13 protein-coding genes, 1 other RNA gene and 1 riboswitch are annotated in these 19,080 nt (G+C 34.7%); of the genes, 2 read left to right on the top strand and 12 right to left on the bottom strand.

Features of this window, described 5'->3' with window-relative positions:
* Positions 1 to 69: 69 nt before the first annotated feature.
* The 7 genes from rnpB to WHC90_RS00920 form a co-directional block, all read right to left on the bottom strand.
* An RNA gene (rnpB, locus tag WHC90_RS00950) (RNase P RNA component class A) lies at positions 70 to 388 on the bottom strand.
* A gap of 109 nt (positions 389 to 497) precedes the next feature.
* The gene (gene dnaJ, locus WHC90_RS00945; protein ID WP_188598874.1) at positions 498 to 1,616 is read right to left on the bottom strand and encodes a molecular chaperone DnaJ; all 1,119 of its coding nucleotides are present in this window, start codon (positions 1,614 to 1,616) and stop codon (positions 498 to 500) included.
* Between the two features lie 73 nt (positions 1,617 to 1,689).
* Positions 1,690 to 2,223, bottom strand: coding sequence for a nucleotide exchange factor GrpE (locus WHC90_RS00940; RefSeq protein WP_188598875.1), 534 nt, complete (start codon positions 2,221 to 2,223; stop codon positions 1,690 to 1,692).
* Positions 2,224 to 2,325: 102 nt separating this feature from the next.
* Positions 2,326 to 3,636: a UDP-N-acetylglucosamine 1-carboxyvinyltransferase gene (gene murA, locus WHC90_RS00935; RefSeq protein ID WP_188598876.1), complete on the bottom strand. Its 1,311-nt coding sequence runs from the start codon at positions 3,634 to 3,636 to the stop codon at positions 2,326 to 2,328.
* 5 nt (positions 3,637 to 3,641) lie between these two features.
* Positions 3,642 to 4,298, bottom strand: coding sequence for a DUF4290 domain-containing protein (locus WHC90_RS00930; RefSeq protein ID WP_188598877.1), 657 nt, complete (start codon positions 4,296 to 4,298; stop codon positions 3,642 to 3,644).
* Between the two features lie 163 nt (positions 4,299 to 4,461).
* Positions 4,462 to 6,783: an ATP-dependent helicase gene (locus tag WHC90_RS00925; RefSeq protein WP_188599271.1), complete on the bottom strand. Its 2,322-nt coding sequence runs from the start codon at positions 6,781 to 6,783 to the stop codon at positions 4,462 to 4,464.
* A gap of 173 nt (positions 6,784 to 6,956) precedes the next feature.
* Positions 6,957 to 8,870, bottom strand: coding sequence for a TonB-dependent receptor plug domain-containing protein (locus WHC90_RS00920; RefSeq protein WP_188598878.1), 1,914 nt, complete (start codon positions 8,868 to 8,870; stop codon positions 6,957 to 6,959).
* 83 nt (positions 8,871 to 8,953) lie between these two features.
* Positions 8,954 to 9,226, bottom strand: a riboswitch (cobalamin riboswitch).
* 72 nt (positions 9,227 to 9,298) lie between these two features.
* Here WHC90_RS00920 and WHC90_RS00915 point away from each other — a divergent pair.
* Positions 9,299 to 10,447: an ABC transporter substrate-binding protein gene (locus WHC90_RS00915; RefSeq protein WP_188598879.1), complete on the top strand. Its 1,149-nt coding sequence runs from the start codon at positions 9,299 to 9,301 to the stop codon at positions 10,445 to 10,447.
* Here WHC90_RS00915 and WHC90_RS00910 read toward each other — a convergent pair.
* The 4 genes from WHC90_RS00910 to ychF all read right to left on the bottom strand — a co-directional run bounded on the left by WHC90_RS00910 (position 10,444) and on the right by ychF (position 16,986).
* Positions 10,444 to 11,295: a mechanosensitive ion channel family protein gene (locus tag WHC90_RS00910; protein WP_188598880.1), complete on the bottom strand. Its 852-nt coding sequence runs from the start codon at positions 11,293 to 11,295 to the stop codon at positions 10,444 to 10,446. The genes WHC90_RS00915 and WHC90_RS00910 overlap by 4 nt on opposite strands.
* Positions 11,296 to 11,308: 13 nt before the next feature.
* The gene (locus WHC90_RS00905) at positions 11,309 to 13,903 is read right to left on the bottom strand and encodes a DNA gyrase/topoisomerase IV subunit A (RefSeq protein ID WP_188598881.1); all 2,595 of its coding nucleotides are present in this window, start codon (positions 13,901 to 13,903) and stop codon (positions 11,309 to 11,311) included.
* 12 nt (positions 13,904 to 13,915) lie between these two features.
* Positions 13,916 to 15,775: a DNA topoisomerase IV subunit B gene (locus WHC90_RS00900; RefSeq protein WP_188598882.1), complete on the bottom strand. Its 1,860-nt coding sequence runs from the start codon at positions 15,773 to 15,775 to the stop codon at positions 13,916 to 13,918.
* 119 nt (positions 15,776 to 15,894) lie between these two features.
* The gene (gene ychF, locus WHC90_RS00895) at positions 15,895 to 16,986 is read right to left on the bottom strand and encodes a redox-regulated ATPase YchF (RefSeq protein WP_188598883.1); all 1,092 of its coding nucleotides are present in this window, start codon (positions 16,984 to 16,986) and stop codon (positions 15,895 to 15,897) included.
* Between the two features lie 166 nt (positions 16,987 to 17,152).
* On the opposite strand from ychF, the gene WHC90_RS00890 reads away from it, so the two are divergent.
* Positions 17,153 to 18,631 (top strand): carboxypeptidase-like regulatory domain-containing protein, encoded by a 1,479-nt coding sequence (locus WHC90_RS00890; RefSeq protein WP_188598884.1) that lies wholly within the window; start codon positions 17,153 to 17,155, stop codon positions 18,629 to 18,631.
* 53 nt (positions 18,632 to 18,684) lie between these two features.
* Here the strand turns inward: WHC90_RS00890 and WHC90_RS00885 are convergent, their stop codons facing one another.
* Positions 18,685 to 19,035, bottom strand: a complete 351-nt coding sequence (locus WHC90_RS00885; RefSeq protein ID WP_188598885.1) for a 4Fe-4S binding protein — start codon at positions 19,033 to 19,035, stop codon at positions 18,685 to 18,687.
* Positions 19,036 to 19,080 lie beyond the last annotated feature (45 nt).

The raw sequence follows: 19,080 nt of genomic DNA, 5'->3' as shown, positions 1-19,080 counted from the left end.
ATTGAATAAACACTAAATAGTAGCTTTCAAAATAGCTCAAAATTATCAACTTGATAAAATGAGAAAATGTAAAGAAGCAGGTCTATAAGCCGAATCCTGTCTCTAATGAATTAGAGTCTTATCATTTATCTAGTTCTAAAATTACTTTTAGAATCGATCTGCCCACCCCTTGAAATCGAGCGAGTAGCCCTCAATCTTCAATATACGTGGCATTGCACCGCATAGAGTTTACCTGGTTTCACTACAGCCGAACTGTACTTGCTTTCTGTTGCACTTGTCCTCGACTTACGCCGGACGGATGTTATCCGCTATGCTACTCTTTGGTGTTCGGACTTTCCTCTTTATTCTGAACATGATTCAGTACAAAGCGATAAGATTGACCTGCTTTTTACCCTGCAAAAATACGAATAAAAAACCCACTTAATTTCTTAAGTGGGTAAATAGCTTTAAAAAAATTTAATAGCCTTATTGCTTTCTGCTTGTAATTTTAAACAGTATTACATAAACATATCTTTTACCTTCTCAAAAAAGGATTTATCTGATGTTTGAGGGTTCGGAACAAAATTGTCATCATCTTTCATCTTATCAAAGAATTGTTTTTGTTCTTTAGATAATTGCTGAGGAGTCCATACGTTGATGTGGATTAAAAAATCTCCATTTCCGTATCTTTCTATACTTGGCAATCCTTTTCCTTTTAATCGTAAAATCTTACCAGATTGAGTCCCTGCTTCTATCTTTATTTTTACTTTCCCGTTAACAGTTTCTATTTCTTTACTAGTCCCTAGAACTGCTTCTGATAAGCTAACATATAAATCAAAATGAATATTTGTCCCTTCTCTTTTTAAGGTAGCGTGTTGGATTTCTTCTATTAAAACCAACAAATCCCCAGGAATAGAATTTTTACCAGGAGCTTCATTTCCTTTACCAGCAACCTTTAACTGCACTCCTTCTGTAACCCCTGCAGGAATCTGAATTGAAACAGTTTCTTCTTTTACGATCAAACCTTCAGAATCTGATCCGCTAGGTCTTTTATCAATACTTTGACCAGCTCCTTGACAAGTAGGACAGCTAGTAGCTGTTTGCATTCTTCCTAGTATGGTATTGGTTACTCTAGTTACTTGACCAGATCCATTACAGGTAGAACAGGTTGTATAGGTAACTCCGTCTGCTTGAACTTTTCTACGGACTTTTACTTTTTTCTCAACTCCTTTTGCAATTTCTTCTAAAGTTAACTTTACACGAATTCGCATATTGCCTCCTTTAACTCTAGTCTGACGTTGTTGACCTCCGCCAAATCCGCCAAAACCTCCACCAAAGATATCGCCAAATTGACTAAAGATATCATCCATATTCATACCACCGCCACCGAAGCCGCCGCCGCCATGACCGTTTTCAAAAGCAGCATGACCGTATTGATCATAACGTGCTTTTTTATCTGGGTCACTAAGTATTTCATAAGCTTCTGCAGCCTCTTTAAACTTAGCCTCTGCTCCTGCATCATCTGGGTTTTTATCTGGATGATATTTTATTGCCATCTTTCGATAGGCCTTTTTTATATCCCCTACACTTGCAGACTTGCTTATTTCTAAGATTTCGTAATAATCTTTTTTTGCCATAACTAATATACTATACAGTTTTAATGAATCTCAATCACGCTATAAAACGCTATCTCCAATCATTATAAATTGTTTATTGTCCGATTACCACTTTTGGGTAACGGATTATTTTATCTCCCAATTGATATCCTTGCTCAACTACGTCAATTATTTTACCTTTCAAATTATCCGAAGGTGCTGGAATTTGAGTAATTGCTTCATGTAGATCGGCATCAAATTGATCGCCTGCCTCAACCTTCATGATATTCAATCCTTTTTGCTCAAGAGTCTTTTTTAATTTATCATTGATCAAGTTCATTCCTTTAAGCAACTCCTTGTCTTTCGCTTTCTTAATTTCTGACAAACCTCTGTCAAAATCATCTAAAATTGGCAGTAAAGTTGTCATTAATTCTTGACCTGCAGTTTTAAACAATTCAATACGTTCTTTAGTAGTACGCTTTTTATAATTTTCAAACTCAGCAAACAATCGTAAATATTTATCTTTTTCAGATTGAATTAACTCTTCGGCTGTAGGCTCAGTTTTAGGATTCTCTTGGCTTTCTTCTGTTTTTACTTCGTTCTCAACATTGTTGATTTCTTCTTCTTGTAACTTTTCTTCTTTACTCATTGGATGTAAACATTAAAATTCTAAGCTTTTTATTGGCAATAATGTTGCCAATAAAAAAATAGTGCCAAGTTGACACTATTTGTATACTTTTTTTAAAAAGAATTAATTTTCAATACGTTCAATTTTTGCACCAATAGCCCTCAATCGCTGATCTATATCTTCATAACCTCGGTCTATCTGTTCAATATTATTAATGATACTAGTTCCTTTTGCAGACAAGGCTGCAATCAATAAGGATACACCAGCACGTATGTCTGGAGATGTCATATTCGTTGCTTTTAACATCGATTGGAAATCATGTCCAATCACGGTTGCTCTATGGGGATCACACAAAATAACTTTTGCTCCCATATCGATAAGTTTATCCACAAAAAACAAACGACTTTCAAACATTTTTTGATGTATCAAAACCGTCCCCTTAGCTTGGGTAGCAATCACTAGCACAATACTCAATAAATCAGGTGTAAAACCTGGCCAAGGAGCATCAGAAATGGTCAATACTGAGCCATCTATATAATTTTGAATTTCATAACTCTCTTGTTCTGGGATAAAAATATCATCATTGCGTTTTTCTAGTTTGATTCCTAGTTTTCTAAACACATTTGGAATTTGTCCTAAATCTTTCCAGCTTACATTTTTAATAGTCAAAGCAGATCTTGTCATCACTGCCATTCCTATCCAACTACCGATTTCTATCATATCTGGCAAGACAGTATGCTCACAACCATGAAGTGATTTTACACCTTCTATGTGAAGTAAGTTAGAACCAACACCCGTAATTTTTGCTCCCATGGCATTCAGCATTTTTGACAATTGCTGAATATACGGCTCACAGGCTGCATTGTATATGGTTGTGGTACCTGTTGCTAAAACCGCGGCCATTAAAATATTTGCAGTTCCGGTAACAGAAGCCTCATCCAAGAGCATATCTGTTCCAAAGAGTTCTTTGGCTTCTACTCCATAAAACGACTCTTCTTTATTGTATCGAAAAGTTGCTCCGAGTCTAATAAATCCTTCAAAATGTGTATCAAGACGTCGTCTTCCTATTTTATCTCCACCTGGTCTTGGAATATATCCCTTACCAAATCTGGCTAATAAAGGACCTACAATCATAATAGAACCTCGCAATGAACTTCCATCTCGTTTAAATTCTTCAGATTCTAAATAATTTAAATTAAGATCATCTGCTTGAAAAGTGTATGAATTTTTACTTATTTTTTCAATTTTTACTCCCAGTTCTCCTAGAATAAAAATTAACTTATTAACGTCAATAATATTTGGAATGTTATTGACAGTTACCTTTTTATCGGTAAGTAAAACTGCACAAATAATCTGAAGAGCTTCATTCTTAGCTCCTTGTGGGGTAATACTACCACTTAATTTGTGTCCACCTTCAATTTTAAATGATGCCATAGCAATTATTTTTTTCTGTGATTGTTGTTTTTATGAGATTTAAAATTATTGCTCTTGTGGTTTTTTGCTCCTCCTCCTTGCTGAGTCGTACGCTTTTTTAATAAGTTTTTTGATTCAGAGAGCGGCTCAGTCGAAGCGGTTAAATCAATATTTCCATCAGACAAGTCTAATAAATGCTTAAAAATAACAGCATCATCAACGGTGTCTTTGTTCCAGTTTAAGTAACACTTTTTCATATGATTGGCAATAGAGTATTCTAAAGCTTCACGCTTTTCGTCCTTTTCCCAACTAAGTGCAACATCAATCATGGTTTGAATGTTGTTTCCGTAATAACGATATCTAGATGCTGATTTAGGATACGCTAGTGCTTCTGGTTTCTCTTGGAGCTCTTCTTTAGATGGCTTGTCAAAAGGTGAATCAGCATCCAATTTAAAATCAGACATGATAAAAAGTTGATCCCAAAGCTTGTGTTTAAAATCTGGCACATCTCTTAAGTGTGGTTGTAGATTACCCATAACGTCAACAATGGCTTTTGCCATCACATTGCGTTCTTCTTGAGTTTCAAGGCTTAAGCAATGATCAACTAATTTTTGGATATGTCTTCCGTATTCAGGTATAATCATTAAAGTTCTTTCGGAGTTGTATTCTAAATCAAATTCCATGTTTCTTTTTGTGTGAAGTCTTTTGTTCTTGCCCTCGAGCGCAGTCGAGTTCTCTAAAAAAAAGGTCTCGACTGCGCTCGACCTATGCTTGTTTTAATACGCTAAAATAAGGTTTGCAAATTAAGTATTTATTTTAAGCCATCAAAACTTAAAAACAAAAGTTCTACCCGATTACTTTTAATTTTGCAAATTGTAATAACAATTTCTTAAGTCCGACAGTTCCGAACTTAATTTCGGCTTTTTTATTAGGGCCCGAACCTTCTAAGCTAATTACTTCTCCAGCACCAAATCTGTTGTGCTCAACAAGTGATCCTACAACAATATTGGTGTCAAAAAGGTTGGTAGTATCTCCAGAGCTAGGCCTCACTTTTTTAAGATTGCTCGGAGGTTTTATGGATTCTTTTTTGGCGGTAAATTCTTGACGCTGTCTCTTAATTGGTTTTTGAAATCGAATGGTTTTTGGCTCAGTATCAAATAAAGAACTATCTACAAATCGATTTGTGCTTGCTTGCGGGCTGCTTGGTGTTAGATATTCCAAAAAACGTTCATCAATTTCTTCAAGAAAACGACTCGGCTCAGCATCAGTCAGTTTCCCCCAGCGATAGCGGGTTTGAGCATAGGTTAAATAGGCTCCTTTTTCTGCTCTGGTCAGTGCAACGTAAAATAGTCTTCGCTCTTCTTCCAATTCACTTCTGGTATTCATGCTCATCCCAGAAGGGAACAAGTTTTCCTCCAAACCAACAATATAAACATAAGGGTATTCTAAACCTTTAGACTGATGAATACTCATTAAAGAAACTCTTGGACTATCATCTTTATTTTCAGAATCAAAGTCTGTAGCCAGTGCCACATCTTCTAAAAACGCCGTTAATGATGCGTCTTCTCCGGTCTCTATTCTATCGGTAATAAAATCTTTAATTCCATTTAAAAGCTCCTGTACGTTCTCTACCTTGCTAACTCCTTCTGGTGTTCCATCTTTTTGCAAGTCTTTAATCAATTGCACCTGCTTAACTACCAAATCAGCAATTTCATAAGCGTTTTTGGTCTTGGCATCAATTTGGAAACGCAAAATCATATTGACAAAATTTTGCAATTTGGTTTTGGTACCTGCGTTAATTTTTAAATCTACCTGATCTAAATGTGTCAGAAGCTCAAAGATTGATTTTTTATAGTGATTGGCAGCAATGGTTAATCGATCTATTGTGGTTGCTCCAATACCTCTTGTAGGATAATTAATTACTCGAATCAAAGCTTCTTCATCCTTTGGATTGATAAGCAATCGTAGATAAGAAAGCGTATTTTTTATTTCTTGACGTTGATAAAATGAGATTCCTCCATAAATTTTATAAAGGATATTCTTTTTACGCAATGCATCCTCTAAAGCTCTTGACTGTGAATTGGTTCTATACAACACCGCAAAGGCATCAGCCGTCAATTGCTTGTTCATCATATTCTCCCAAATAGACTTGGCTACAAATCGACCTTCTTCTCCATCAGAAATGGTTCTCATCACCTTAATTAAGTCTCCTTGTCCGTTTGAGGTCCAAATCTCCTTATCTAAACGAGTTTTATTTTTTTCAATCACAGAGTTTGCAGCTTCTACGATAGTACTCGTAGATCTGTAATTCTGCTCAAGCTTAAAGGTTTTGACCTCTGGATAATCTTTTTGGAAATTTAAAATATTGTTGATATTGGCTCCCCTAAAACTATAGATACTTTGAGAATCATCTCCTACCACGCAAATGTTTTGAAAACGGTCTGCTAAGGCTCTAACAATTAAATATTGTGAGTGATTGGTATCTTGATACTCATCAACCATAATGTATTTAAAACGGTCTTGATATTTTGCCAACACCTCAGGGAATCGCGATAAAATCTCATTAGTTCTCAGCAGTAAATCATCAAAATCCATAGCTCCAGACTTAAAACATCTAGCTACATATTCTTTGTAAATATCTCCTAATCTTGGTCTGTTTGCATGCAAATCTGCCTCTACCAACTCTGGATTATTTACATAGGCTCTAACGGTAATCAAGCTGTTTTTTAATGACGAGATTCTACTCAACACTTGTTTTGGTTTGTATCGATCTTTGTCTAGATTCATCTCTTTTATAATTGCTGTAATCAATCGAACTGAATCTTGAGTATCGTAGATGGTAAAATTAGACGGAAAACCCAATCGATCTGCCTCAGAACGCAAAATTCTTGCAAAAACCGAGTGAAAAGTTCCCATCCATAAATTTTTAGCCTCACTCTGCCCAACTACAGAAGCAATTCGCTCTTTCATTTCTCTTGCAGCCTTATTGGTAAAGGTGAGCGACAAAATATTAAAAGAATCAACGCCTTGTTTCATTAAATGCGCAATACGGTAAGTTAGCACACGTGTTTTACCAGATCCAGCACCTGCAATAATGATCATAGGACCTTCATTTTGCAATACTGCGTCTTTCTGTGCTGGGTTTAATGTGCTTAAATAATCTGACAATGGATTGGCTTTTTTATGGAATATCAAAAGTACTATACCCTGTTGAGTTTGGCAATAAAAGTTATTGACATTTTAAAATCCTAAGACTATTTAGCCTAAAAAATCTGATTTAGATTTAAGGCAATAAAAAACCCACACTGTCAAAGTGTGGGTTGTATAAAATTTAAAAATGTTTAAAAATAAAAACGAAGTCCTAAGTTATAGTTTCTACCACGAGTAGAATAACCAATAGTTTCTTCATAATCTTCATTAAAAATATTATTGATACCACCTGTAAACATCAATCGTTCTTTATAAATACTATAGTTTGCGCTTAAATCAACAATGTTAAAGCTCTCAAGGTTTTTCTCAACAGTTTGAAAAGTGGTAGCATCGTAATAGCGTCCCATACGTTTCCCTACATTTCTATAAGACACAGAAACATAGCCATTTTCAATTGGCTGAACCTCTAAGCTTGCTGTAATTTTATTTTTAGGGATATAATCATTTTCAAAATCCTTATCCGTATAGGTATAACCAACAGAAAACTCTATTTGTTTATGTGGATAAATACTTGCAAACGCCTCAAATCCTTTGGCTTTGATTGTTGTGTTGGCATTTCCATATTGACCCCAAGGAGCGGTAGACAAACTGTTAAAAATAATCGCATTTTCTTCAGTTCTTGAAAAATAAACTGCATTGTATTGTATCCAGTCTCCAAATGATCCTTCAAAACCAGCCTCAAAAGTCTCATTAGTTTCTGGTTGTAAATCTAGATTTCCATAATCAGAAAACAATTGATACAAACTAGGCGCAATAAATGCCGTGCTATAAGAACTCAATAATTTTAAAGAGCTTTTATCAGATGAAAACAACTCATAAGAAGGGTTGATATGATATACTGTATAGTTGCCATAATTACTATGCGTATTAATTCTACCACCAAAATTAAGCGTTAGATTGTTTTGCAAACTAACAACTGCAGTTGCATACACATCAAAGGTGTTAAAATTAGCCAAATCACTACTGATAGCACCATAAGGAGTATCCGTTTGATTGTTGTGCGCCTGATAATTTAATCCGCCAATTAACTGAAAATTTTCTGAAAAATCATACTTATTAACTGCATCAAGTTGAACACTTTTCCCTTCATAGTTACTAGTATTTAGGCTTCTTTTGATGGAGTTAAATGAAGCCAAAAGATAGGCAGATCCATTGTCATAGGTATACTGTGGTTTTAAGGATACTCTAAGCTGTTTATTACTACCCCTATTTAAAATATTATCAACATAAGATCCACCGTCGTAATCATAATTAAAATCGTCGTAATTAAAAGTAGACTCAATATTAAACGCTGTATTTAGGCGGTATCCCAACTTTAACAAACCATGTACACTGTTGTAGTCATCTTCCTCAAAAACAGTGCTTGCTACTTGACTTTTTGCCGCAGACAATCCACTCGATTTAGAATAACTCAATGAACTTAAATAACTAAAATCATTAACAGTACCGTTTATATTAACCTGTTGTTTACTACTTGACAAACGAGAATTTGTGCTCTCTGCTGTGTTATTGGTACTTAAATTAAGTGAATAGCTTCCTGAGATAGATTGTTTTGCTGATTTTTTTAAAATTATATTAATCACACCTGTCGCAGCTCCAGAACCATACATGCTACTAGAAGCTCCTTTTAATACCTCAATAGAATCAATTTGATCCAAAGACAGAAGTCTAAAATCAAACTCCTGATTGATACCGGTAGGGTCACTTACAGGAATCCCATCAATCAACACAAGAATCTGACGATCTCTTCCACCTCTAATATAGGTACCTCTAATTCCACCTTGATTAGAATCGGCTCCTTTTACCTCTATACCTACTAAATTGTTTAAGAGTTGAGATACAGTCTTCCCTGCATTGTTTTTAATTTGCTCTTGAGTAATCTTAATAATTACCTTACCAACTTTCTCTTTTGACAAAGAAAATTTTGTGGCAGAAATAACCACCTCATCAAGTTTTAAATTTTTTTCTTGTTTTTGTTGCGCAGTCACCTGAACACAGGAAATACCAAACGCGATAGCCGAAGCTACGAATAGATTTTTTTTCATCAGTTTTGATTAAATTTTTACAATGAAATCAGGAAAAACGAGTACGAAATGAATAGTACACAAACTTTTGTCCCGAAAGTTTTTACTTTTTGAAATTTACGGCAGGTCTCCTGGCTTGCGTCTTGTAATGTACCTTCCCATTTGCGCAAAAAATAGCAGACAAACAGTGGTTAAAGAAATCATTACAAGCATTCTTTCTAAAAGAACAAAGCTTACAGTTGCGGGAACAGCACAGGCATTGAAAATTACGGTCTTCTCTTTTTTAAAAAAGCTCAGAACTCCTTTTCGCACCTATTTCCCTTTTAATCTATCAACTCATGTACTGAGGTGATAAAACCAAAAATTCATTGGCGAAAGTACTGCAATTTCAATCAATAAAAAAGCATAATTCTTAGATTTTTTTTTGTAATCTTGCACAAACTAATCCTATGAATTTTCGATTTACCACGCCCTATTTTAGCCTTATTTGCCTACTTTTTATTGTGGCTTGCAACCCAAAAAAGAACACAACAAACGACACTAAAAAGAGTGAAGAAATTAGTAAGATAAAGTATGCTAAAGGATTTGAAATCAAAACCGTAGATGGCGAAAAAAAATTAATCATTAAATCTCCATATCCAAACGCAACTGAACAATTTGTTTATACCATCCAAGCAAAATCTTCAGAGCAAAAACCTGGTAAATCTTCTAATACCATCTATGTTCCTTTAGAAAAAACAGTTGTTACTTCTACCACACACATACCCATGCTAGAAATGCTTGGCGTAGAAAAATCTTTAATAGGTTTCCCTCACACCGATTATATTTCTTCTGAAAAAACAAGAGCAATGATAGATAATGGTCAGGTGCAAGAAATTGGAAATAAAGCCGATATCAACACAGAGGTTCTCTTAGCTTTAAACCCAGAAGTTGTTATTGGATTTAGCATGAGTAAAACCAATAAAACCTTAAACCTGATAGAAAGATCTGGAATTCCAGTAATTTTAAATGGTGCTTGGTTAGAAGAAACTCCACTTGGAAGAGCAGAATGGATTAAGTTTTTTGGTTTGTTATATGACAAAGAGTTAGAAGCTGAGCAAATATTTAATGATATCGAGGCCAATTATTTAGCTGTCAAAGAGATTGCAATGACTGCAAGTAGCAAACCGACGATACTATCTGGAGCAGTAATGAGTAAAGACATTTGGAATTTGCCTGCAGGGAAAAGTTTTGTAGCCCAATTCTTAACAGATGCCAATACTAATTATTTATGGTCTGACACCGATGGTACAGGTAGTTTATCAATTAGTTTTGAAAGTGCTTTAGACAAGGGTAAGGATGCTGATTTTTGGATAGCTCCTGGCTACTTTACCACTAAAAAACAAATGCTTACCAGCAACGAGCATTATAAAGAGTTTACTGCTTTTCAAAAAGATCAGGTATTTACATTTGCGACCAAATTAGGAGCCACTGGAGGAACCCTTTATTTTGAATTAGCGCCTACACGTCCAGATCTGGTTTTAAAGGATATTATTAAAATCACGCATCCAGAATTACTCAAGGACTATGTGACCACCTTTTTTGAGAAGTTAAATTAATCGTTGATTAATTGACGCAATGGTATTGGAAGATCTACACCTTCTTTTACAAAACGTTTATGAACCGCTTCTTTTAAATCACATTTAAGTTTAAACTCTTGAAAGGGCTCATTTAACCAGACATAAGCTCTTAAATGAATAAACTCTTCTGTAACATCGATTAGTCGAACAGTGATTTGATGACCATCTGTAAGCACCTCTTCTGGAGTTCTGTTATCAATAACAAACTCTAACTTAACAGCTTCCTCTTGGATGATTCGTTTTGCCAGATCAACATCTGCACGAAGTCCTATTCTAAAATTATTAAAACTCAAAATATTTGAATCTTCAATGGTATGATTTAAAACCGATTCTGTACTAATGATTGAGTTTGGAATGATCAATCGTTTGTTTTCAAAATTATTGATTACAGTATGACGCAGTGTAATATCTTGAACAATCCCAATCCGTTCTTCATCTAATTTAATATAATCACCAACACGGAAGGGTTTAAAAACAACGATAAAAACCCCTGCAATTAAATTGGATAGTGCTGCTTGAGCAGCAAAACCGATGATGGCTGCTAAAATTCCCGCCCCAGAAAAAATCAAGGTTGCTTTACTCCTTAACCAGGGAACATTTGCCATGATATAAGCAAAAGCGCAAATTCCTAAAAAAAATTTAATAGAGTTTTTTAAGAAAAAAACACTGGTTCCTCCAAAGCGTTCCTGCTTTTTGTGTTTGATATATTTTACCAAAAAGAACCGTATGATTCTAGAAAGAATCCAGGTCACAAAAAAGACGAAAAACATATAGAGCAAAATGCTCCAAAAGTTATCTAATTTTAAAATATCGTCTAAATAATTCATCTAAAGTCTTTTGCTAAAACATGGTAATTTGCCCTTCATCACTATTTGAGTCTTCTTCTGATACATCCTCTTCATCAACCACCTCAACATCATTGACTGTAGGTTCTTCATAAGGCAATGACTCCAATAAGTTTACTTGCTTTATTTTATCAGTTGTCAACTGATTCCCTTGTGCTTTTATTCCTTTGACAGCAATGAATGATTCAAAATCAACTTCTACAGCCTCTAGGCTTCTCTTAGAAAACTGAACTTCAGCGACAGGTCTATAATCTGTGGCAATGATTTCTAATTGCGATTTAGGGTGTTCTGATATAAACAGCTCCTCTTTATCTACCTGATCAATTAAAAAACGCTTTACATAATAACGTTCTTTTTCTCCATCAAAATAAATAGCAGAGATTGGTTTCTTTGGATTCCATTTTTCCAAGACAATCATGTCTTCTTCAAAGTGCATCGCCAAATCTGGCTTTACGGCTTTTACTTTTCCACTTTGGGTGGCAATCAATAATTTATCTTCTGCTTTAAACTCGCCCAACAACTCACCTCTTTCATCAACATTTAAGCGCTGTACTGCATCATCAAACCAGATTTTTCTAGGCTTTAAGGTCGATACTCCAGCGGCTTTGAATTCTACTTTTTTTATAGGGTATTTAGTAATAGTATTTCCTCTTGACGCTCTTCCTTTAATGGTCAAATCAGAAAAGTCTATATCCCATTTTAATTTTTTCACACTTCCAACAGCTCTAAGGTTTATGGTTACAACCTCTGCTTCTCCATTTGGATTTGCAGTGAAATAATGTACCAAAGAACCTTTGTTTCCATTCGCTAGATCATAATCCTTATCTCTTGTAATAGAAGTCACTGTAAAACGCTTCATATAGCTTGGACCGTTTTTTCCATCTCGGTACATCATATTATAAACCGTTCTTTTGTCATTCTTTTTAAAGATGGCTAGATGAATAATATCTTTTCCTACAAATGTTTTAGCATCTACTCTAGTCACCAACATACTACCGTCTTTCTTAAAGACAATGATATCATCAATGTCTGAACAGTCCGTAACATATTCATCCTTTTTTAAGGAAGTTCCCACAAAACCTTCTTCTCGATTTACATAAAGCTTGGTGTTTCTAATCACTACTTTGGTTGCTTCTATATCGTCAAAAATTCGAATTTCTGTTTTTCGTTCTTTTCCTTCACCATAGGTTGATTTTAAACGCTTAAAATAATCCACAGCATAGGTGATTAGATTTTCTAAATGGTGCTTTACTTCGGCAATTTTATCTTCTAAACCTTCTATAAATTGTTTGGCCTTGTCTATATCAAACTTAGATATTTTTTTAATTCGGATTTCGGTCAAACGAACGATATCTTCTTCTGTGATTGCTCTTTTTAAATGCTTAATATGTGGTTGTAAACCTAGGTCAATTGCTTTGATAACACCGTCCCAGGTTTCTTCTTCTTCTATATCACGGTAAATTCTATTTTCGATAAAAATACGTTCTAAAGAAGCAAAATGCCATTGCTCTTCTAGCTCATTTAATTGAATCTCTAACTCTCGCTTTAACAAAGCAACGGTATTGTCCGTCGATTTGCGAAGCACCTCATGAACCCCAATAAATACAGGCTTGTTGTTTTCAATTACACAGCATAAGGGTGAAATTGAGTTTTCACAATTGGTAAAAGCATACAGTGCATCGATGGTTTTATCAGGCGATATACCTGTAGGTAAATGAACTAAAATCTCTACCTCTGCAGCAGTATTGTCTTCTATTTTTTTAATCTTTATTTTGCCTTTTTCATTGGCTTTTATTATACTTTCAATTAAAGTGGTGGTAGTGGTTCCAAAAGGAATTTCATTGATCACCAAGGTCTTTTTATCTAACTGTGAAATCTTAGCTCTCACTCGAACCTTTCCTCCTCTTTTTCCTTCGTTATAGTTGGTGAAATCTGCAATACCTCCTGTTAGAAAATCAGGTAAGATTTTAAAAGTTTTTCCTTTAAGGTGCTTTATAGAAGCATCTATTAACTCTATAAAATTATGTGGTAAAATCTTTGTAGACAGTCCAACTGCAATCCCCTCTCCTCCTTGAGCAAGCAACATTGGGAACTTTACTGGTAAATTTACCGGCTCTTTTCTACGACCATCGTAGGATGCTTGCCAACCTGTTGTTTTTGCATTAAATACCACATCCAAAGCAAACTTTGATAGTCTTGCCTCAATATATCTAGAAGCTGCTGCACGATCCCCTGTAAGGGTATTCCCCCAGTTACCTTGCATGTCTATCAAAAGTTCTTTTTGACCGATTTGCACCATTGCATCACCAATTGATGCATCACCGTGTGGATGGTACTGCATGGTATGACCCACAATGTTAGCTACCTTGTTGTAGCGCCCATCGTCCAAGTCTTTCATTGAATGCAAAATTCGGCGTTGAACTGGCTTAAAACCATCATCAATCGCTGGGACTGCTCTCTCTAAAATTACATAAGACGCATAGTCCAAAAACCATTCCTTGTACATTCCTGTAACTTTGGTAATGGTTTCTGTACTCTCTAATGGATTGTTCGTAATTTCTTCTTCGTGTGGATTGTTTTCTTCACTCATAAAGTGATGGTATTATATCTTTTCTTCGATTAAATCTAATTCTACTTTCAAATTCTCAATAATAAACTTTTGTCTATCTGGAGTATTTTTACCCATATAGAACTCTAACATTTCTTCTATGGATTTTTCTTTATCTAACATAACAGGATCTAAGCGAATATCGTTCCCTATAAAATGAACAAATTCATTTGGAGAAATCTCCCCTAAACCTTTAAATCGGGTGATTTCTGCCTTGCCTCTTAAACTTTCAATTGCTTCTTGCTTTTCTTCTTCAGAATAACAATACTTGGTTACCTTTTTATCCCGTACTCGAAACAATGGTGTTTCTAAGATGTACAAATGCCCTTCTTTAATTACTTCAGGAAAAAACTGAAGAAAAAAGGTGATTAAAAGCAACCGAATATGCATCCCATCCACATCGGCATCCGTTGCTATTACGATGTTGTTATACCTCAAGTTTTCTATACCCTCTTCAATATTCAAAGCAGCTTGCAAGAGGTTAAACTCTTCATTTTCGTACACAATTTTCTTGGACAAACCATAGGAGTTTAAAGGCTTTCCTTTTAAACTAAATACCGCTTGCGTGTTTACGTTTCTAGATTTGGTTATAGATCCAGATGCAGAATCTCCCTCTGTTATAAATAAAGTAGTTTCTAAGTAATTCTCTTTTTTAGTATCACCAAAATGCACCCTGCAATCGCGTAATTTTTTATTGTGTAAACTTGCTTTTTTAGCACGTTCTTTTGCTAATTTTCGAATACCAGAAAGCTCTTTACGCTCCCTTTCGGCTTGAAGTATTTTACGTTGAATTTTCTCAGCACTGTCTGGATTTTTATGTAAGTAATTATCCAAATTAGTCTTAAGGAAATCATTGATAAACGTTCTCACAGTTGGTAGGTCACCACCCATTTCTGTAGAACCCAATTTGGTCTTTGTCTGACTTTCAAATACAGGCTCCATCACTTTAATACTCACGGCAGAGATAATGGACTTCCGAATGTCTGAAGCCTCATAATTTTTGCCAAAATACTCGCGGATAGTTTTTACAACAGCTTCTCTAAAAGCAGCTTGATGTGTCCCTCCTTGTGTTGTATGCTGCCCATTTACAAAAGAGTGATATTCTTCAGAATACTGGGTCTTACTGTGGGTTATAGCCACTTCTATATCATCTCCTTTAAGATGAATGATTGGGTATAAGACATCTGTAGCAGAAGAGTTTTCTTGTAATAAATCTTTTAGTCCATTTTCTGAAAAAAACTTTTCTCCGTTAAAAACAATCGTCAAACCAGTATTGAGGTAGACATAGTTTTTTAACATCTTAGCTACGTACTCATGTCGGTATTTATAGTTGCCAAAAATTACTTCATCTGGAATAAACTGCACTTTGGTTCCTTTGCGAAGAGAAGATTCTTGAGGCGTTTCTTGAAGGCTTAGATTTCCCTTTTCAAATTGGGCAGTTACTGTTTTGTTTTCTCGAATGGATTGAACCTTAAAAAAAGAAGATAAGGCATTTACAGCCTTGGTTCCAACCCCATTTAAACCTACAGATTTTTTAAATGCCTTGGAGTCATATTTACCACCGGTATTCATTTTGGAAACTACGTCTACAACCTTTCCTAAAGGAATACCACGTCCGTAATCTCTAACAGTTACTTGCTTATCCTTAATAGAAATCTCTATCGATTTACCAGCCCCCATCACATACTCATCAATAGAGTTGTCAAGCACTTCTTTTAACAAAATATAGATACCATCATCAGGAGAAGAACCATCTCCCAATTTCCCTATATACATACCTGGTCGCATACGAATATGCTCCTTCCAGTCTAATGATCGTATATTGTCTTCGGTGTAGTTAGTTTCTTGTGTCATAAATCAATCTGCGGCTTTTTGAACTCCTTGCTAAATTAAGATATACTAGTAAAAAATAAAAACTCTATTGAATTAGTTATCAACAGAGTTTTAAATATTTATTTTAAGCATTTTAACGCCTACACATTGAATCTAAAATTCATCATATCTCCATCCTGTACAACGTACTCTTTTCCTTCAATAGATAGCTTCCCTGCTTCTTTTACTTTGGCTTCACTACCCAAAGCGACAAAGTCTTCATATTTGATAACTTCAGCTCTAATAAAACCTTTTTCAAAATCTGTATGAATCACCCCTGCAGCTTGCGGAGCTGTATCACCAATATTAATAGTCCAAGCTCTCACCTCTTTCACACCAGCAGTAAAATAGGTTTGCAAATTAAGTAATTTGTATGCTGATCTTATCAATTTTGATGAACCTGGCTCATCCAAACCAATGTCAGACAAAAACATTTGACGTTCTTCATAATCATCCAACTCATTAATATCTGCTTCTGTTGCAACTGCTAAAACAATGATCTCTGCATCTTCTTTTGCAACAGCTTCCTTAACTTTATCTACATAAGCATTTCCTGTAACTGCTGACGCTTCATCCACATTACATACATATAAAACAGGTTTTGCTGTAATCAACTGTAAGGTTTTTACAAACTCTTGTTCTTTTTCTGTAAATTCAATGGTTCTCACAGAAAGACCTTGCAATAAAGTCTCATGAATTTTTAATAAAATCTCAAGCTCAGCTTGCGCTTCTTTATTTCCTGTTTTTGCAGTACGCTTAACTCTTTCTAAACGTTTTTCAACAGTTTCTAAATCTTTTAATTGCAGCTCAATATCAATGGTTTCTTTATCTCTGATTGGATCAATAGTCGTATCAACATGGATAATATTATCGTTATCAAAACAACGAAGTACGTGTATAATCGCATCTGTTTCTCTAATATTTGCTAAAAATTGATTTCCCAATCCTTCTCCTTTACTAGCTCCTCTAACCAATCCTGCTATATCTACAATCTCTACAGTTGCAGGCAAAACTCTTTCTGGAACAACAAGTTCTTCTAGTTTTTGCAAACGCTCATCAGGTACATTTACGACACCAATGTTTGGTTCTATTGTACAAAATGGAAAATTAGCACTTTGTGCTTTTGCATTTGACAGACAGTTAAACAAGGTTGACTTTCCTACATTTGGTAATCCTACTATTCCTGCTTTCATTTGATATGTGCTGTGTTAAATTGATGCCAAAAAATAAAACTCTTTTTCTGTTAATCAAAAAATCGTCTTAAAATTTGCGAGTGCAAATATACTACTTTGTTAAAATTTTCCCTCATTTCTTATAAAATAAAAAGAATGTCATAGATTTATAAAAATTAATCGACCCATGAAGAATTTGATTTTAGGATGTTTTGTCTTTTTTCTAAGCAGTCAAGCATTGTTTTCTCAGAAAATCAATGGCAAAATTATTGATGCTAGAACCTTAGAACCAATGTCTAATGTAGCAGTGCAGCTTGATAAAAAAACAGGAACTTACTCAGATAATTTAGGGCTTTATGAGATTGACATGTTAGGGAAAAATCAATTGATTTTTTCTTGTCTTGGCTACACTACTAGAACCCTATCCCTTGACAGTCTTAAAATATTAAACTTTATCGTTGCATTATCTGAAAGAGAGAACAACTTAAAAGAAGTAGAACTAAACAGCAAAACCTACAGTTTAGATTCTTTATTGTTTTATATAGAAAAGAACAAGCATAAAAACTATGATACCAAAGCGCAGAAGCAAGATGTCTTCTTAAGAAAATCTAACCGAGCTGCCTTTGATAAAGTTGATTTTGACTTAGATAGAAGCACCCTGTTAAATCGGGCAAATGAAAAGCTAGCAAACAAAGAATTAAACATTTTCTCTAACAATATAAAAAACTCTAAATCAACATTTTACACAGACTACTATGCTACACACTCTTTTAAAAATGTGTATGTAGATCAATTAAAAAAAACGTATATCATTAGCAATATTGACAGTGCAAAAGCTTATAGAATTTCTACCAACCAAGAAGATTTTACTTTAGAAAAAATTCAAGAGAAAGGACAGCAATTAGTTTTAAATTATTTGGATAAAACCAAGAGTTACAAAGTTAAAACAGGTTTTTTTAAAGTAGATGACACCATTTCTATTCAAAAAATAAATCGTCAGGTAGACAGTAGAAAAAACACCTTTGACACCAGCACTCTAAAAAGTGATTTTTTAGAAACACAAAGAACTTTTAGTTTTTTAAACCCAGATTCTCCAAATAATTTTTTAGATACCAATTATTATAAATATCAGCTAAAATCTGTTCGAATAATTGATGATGAACTTACCTATGAATTGTTGTTTTATCCTCGAAAATCAAAAGCTAAATTTTCTGGCACCCTCTATGTCAATGCCTTTGATTTTGCTGTCAGAAAGGTAACTTACTCCTATGCTAAAGGAAAACGAGGCGAGCATATGAACCTCAAGCTAGTATTAGGTGTAAAGTATTCTGAAAACACTAGAAACGGCACAATACGCTACCAAAGAGACAACAATGATGTTTATCGAATACACTACGCTAAAGAAGAGCAAGGTAGGTATTTTTACGTCAATAGATCTTTTAAATTTATAGAGTATTCTTCTGATAAAAACAAGATAAAATTTGGCGTCAAATTAGAAGGGAATATCTATTCTACAACAGAAATGGTGGTTACAAAAACGGCTGCTACAAATCCGGATGCTATCAAAATGGTTCAAAAAAGAAAATTACTTCCTTTTTTATCTATTATTGACTACCATATGTCTTCTTGGAAAAACGGCGTTTTGCTAAAGCCTTTTTCTGAGTAATAAACAAAAAAAATCCTGTCGTAAAAACAGGATTTTTAAAAATATCTTTTATACTATTCACCGTGCATAAAGCGTTGTTTCTCTAACAAGGCTTCTTCAGTTTCAACGTTTTCATCATCTGGCACACAACAATCTACTGGACAAACAGCTGCACATTGTGGCTCCTCATGAAATCCTTTACACTCTGTACATTTATCAGCAACAATAAAATAAATTTCATCAGAAATAGGCTCTTGATCCTCATCTGCATTGGCTGATTTTCCGTTTGGTAAAACGATGCTCCCGTTTAAAGTTGTTCCGTCTGCGTACTTCCAATCGTCTGCTCCTTCATAAATAGCAGTGTTTGGGCATTCTGGCTCACAAGCCCCACAATTTATGCATTCATCAGTTATTATAATTGCCATAGTTTTTCTGTTTCAGTTTATGTACCTTTGCTACTGCAAAAATAA

It is taken from the genome of Polaribacter pacificus (assembly GCF_038024035.1).
GTDB lineage: Bacteria > Bacteroidota > Bacteroidia > Flavobacteriales > Flavobacteriaceae > Polaribacter > Polaribacter pacificus.
The sequence above is the reverse complement of the archived record's forward strand: the minus strand, read 5'-3'. Positions and strand labels throughout refer to the sequence as shown.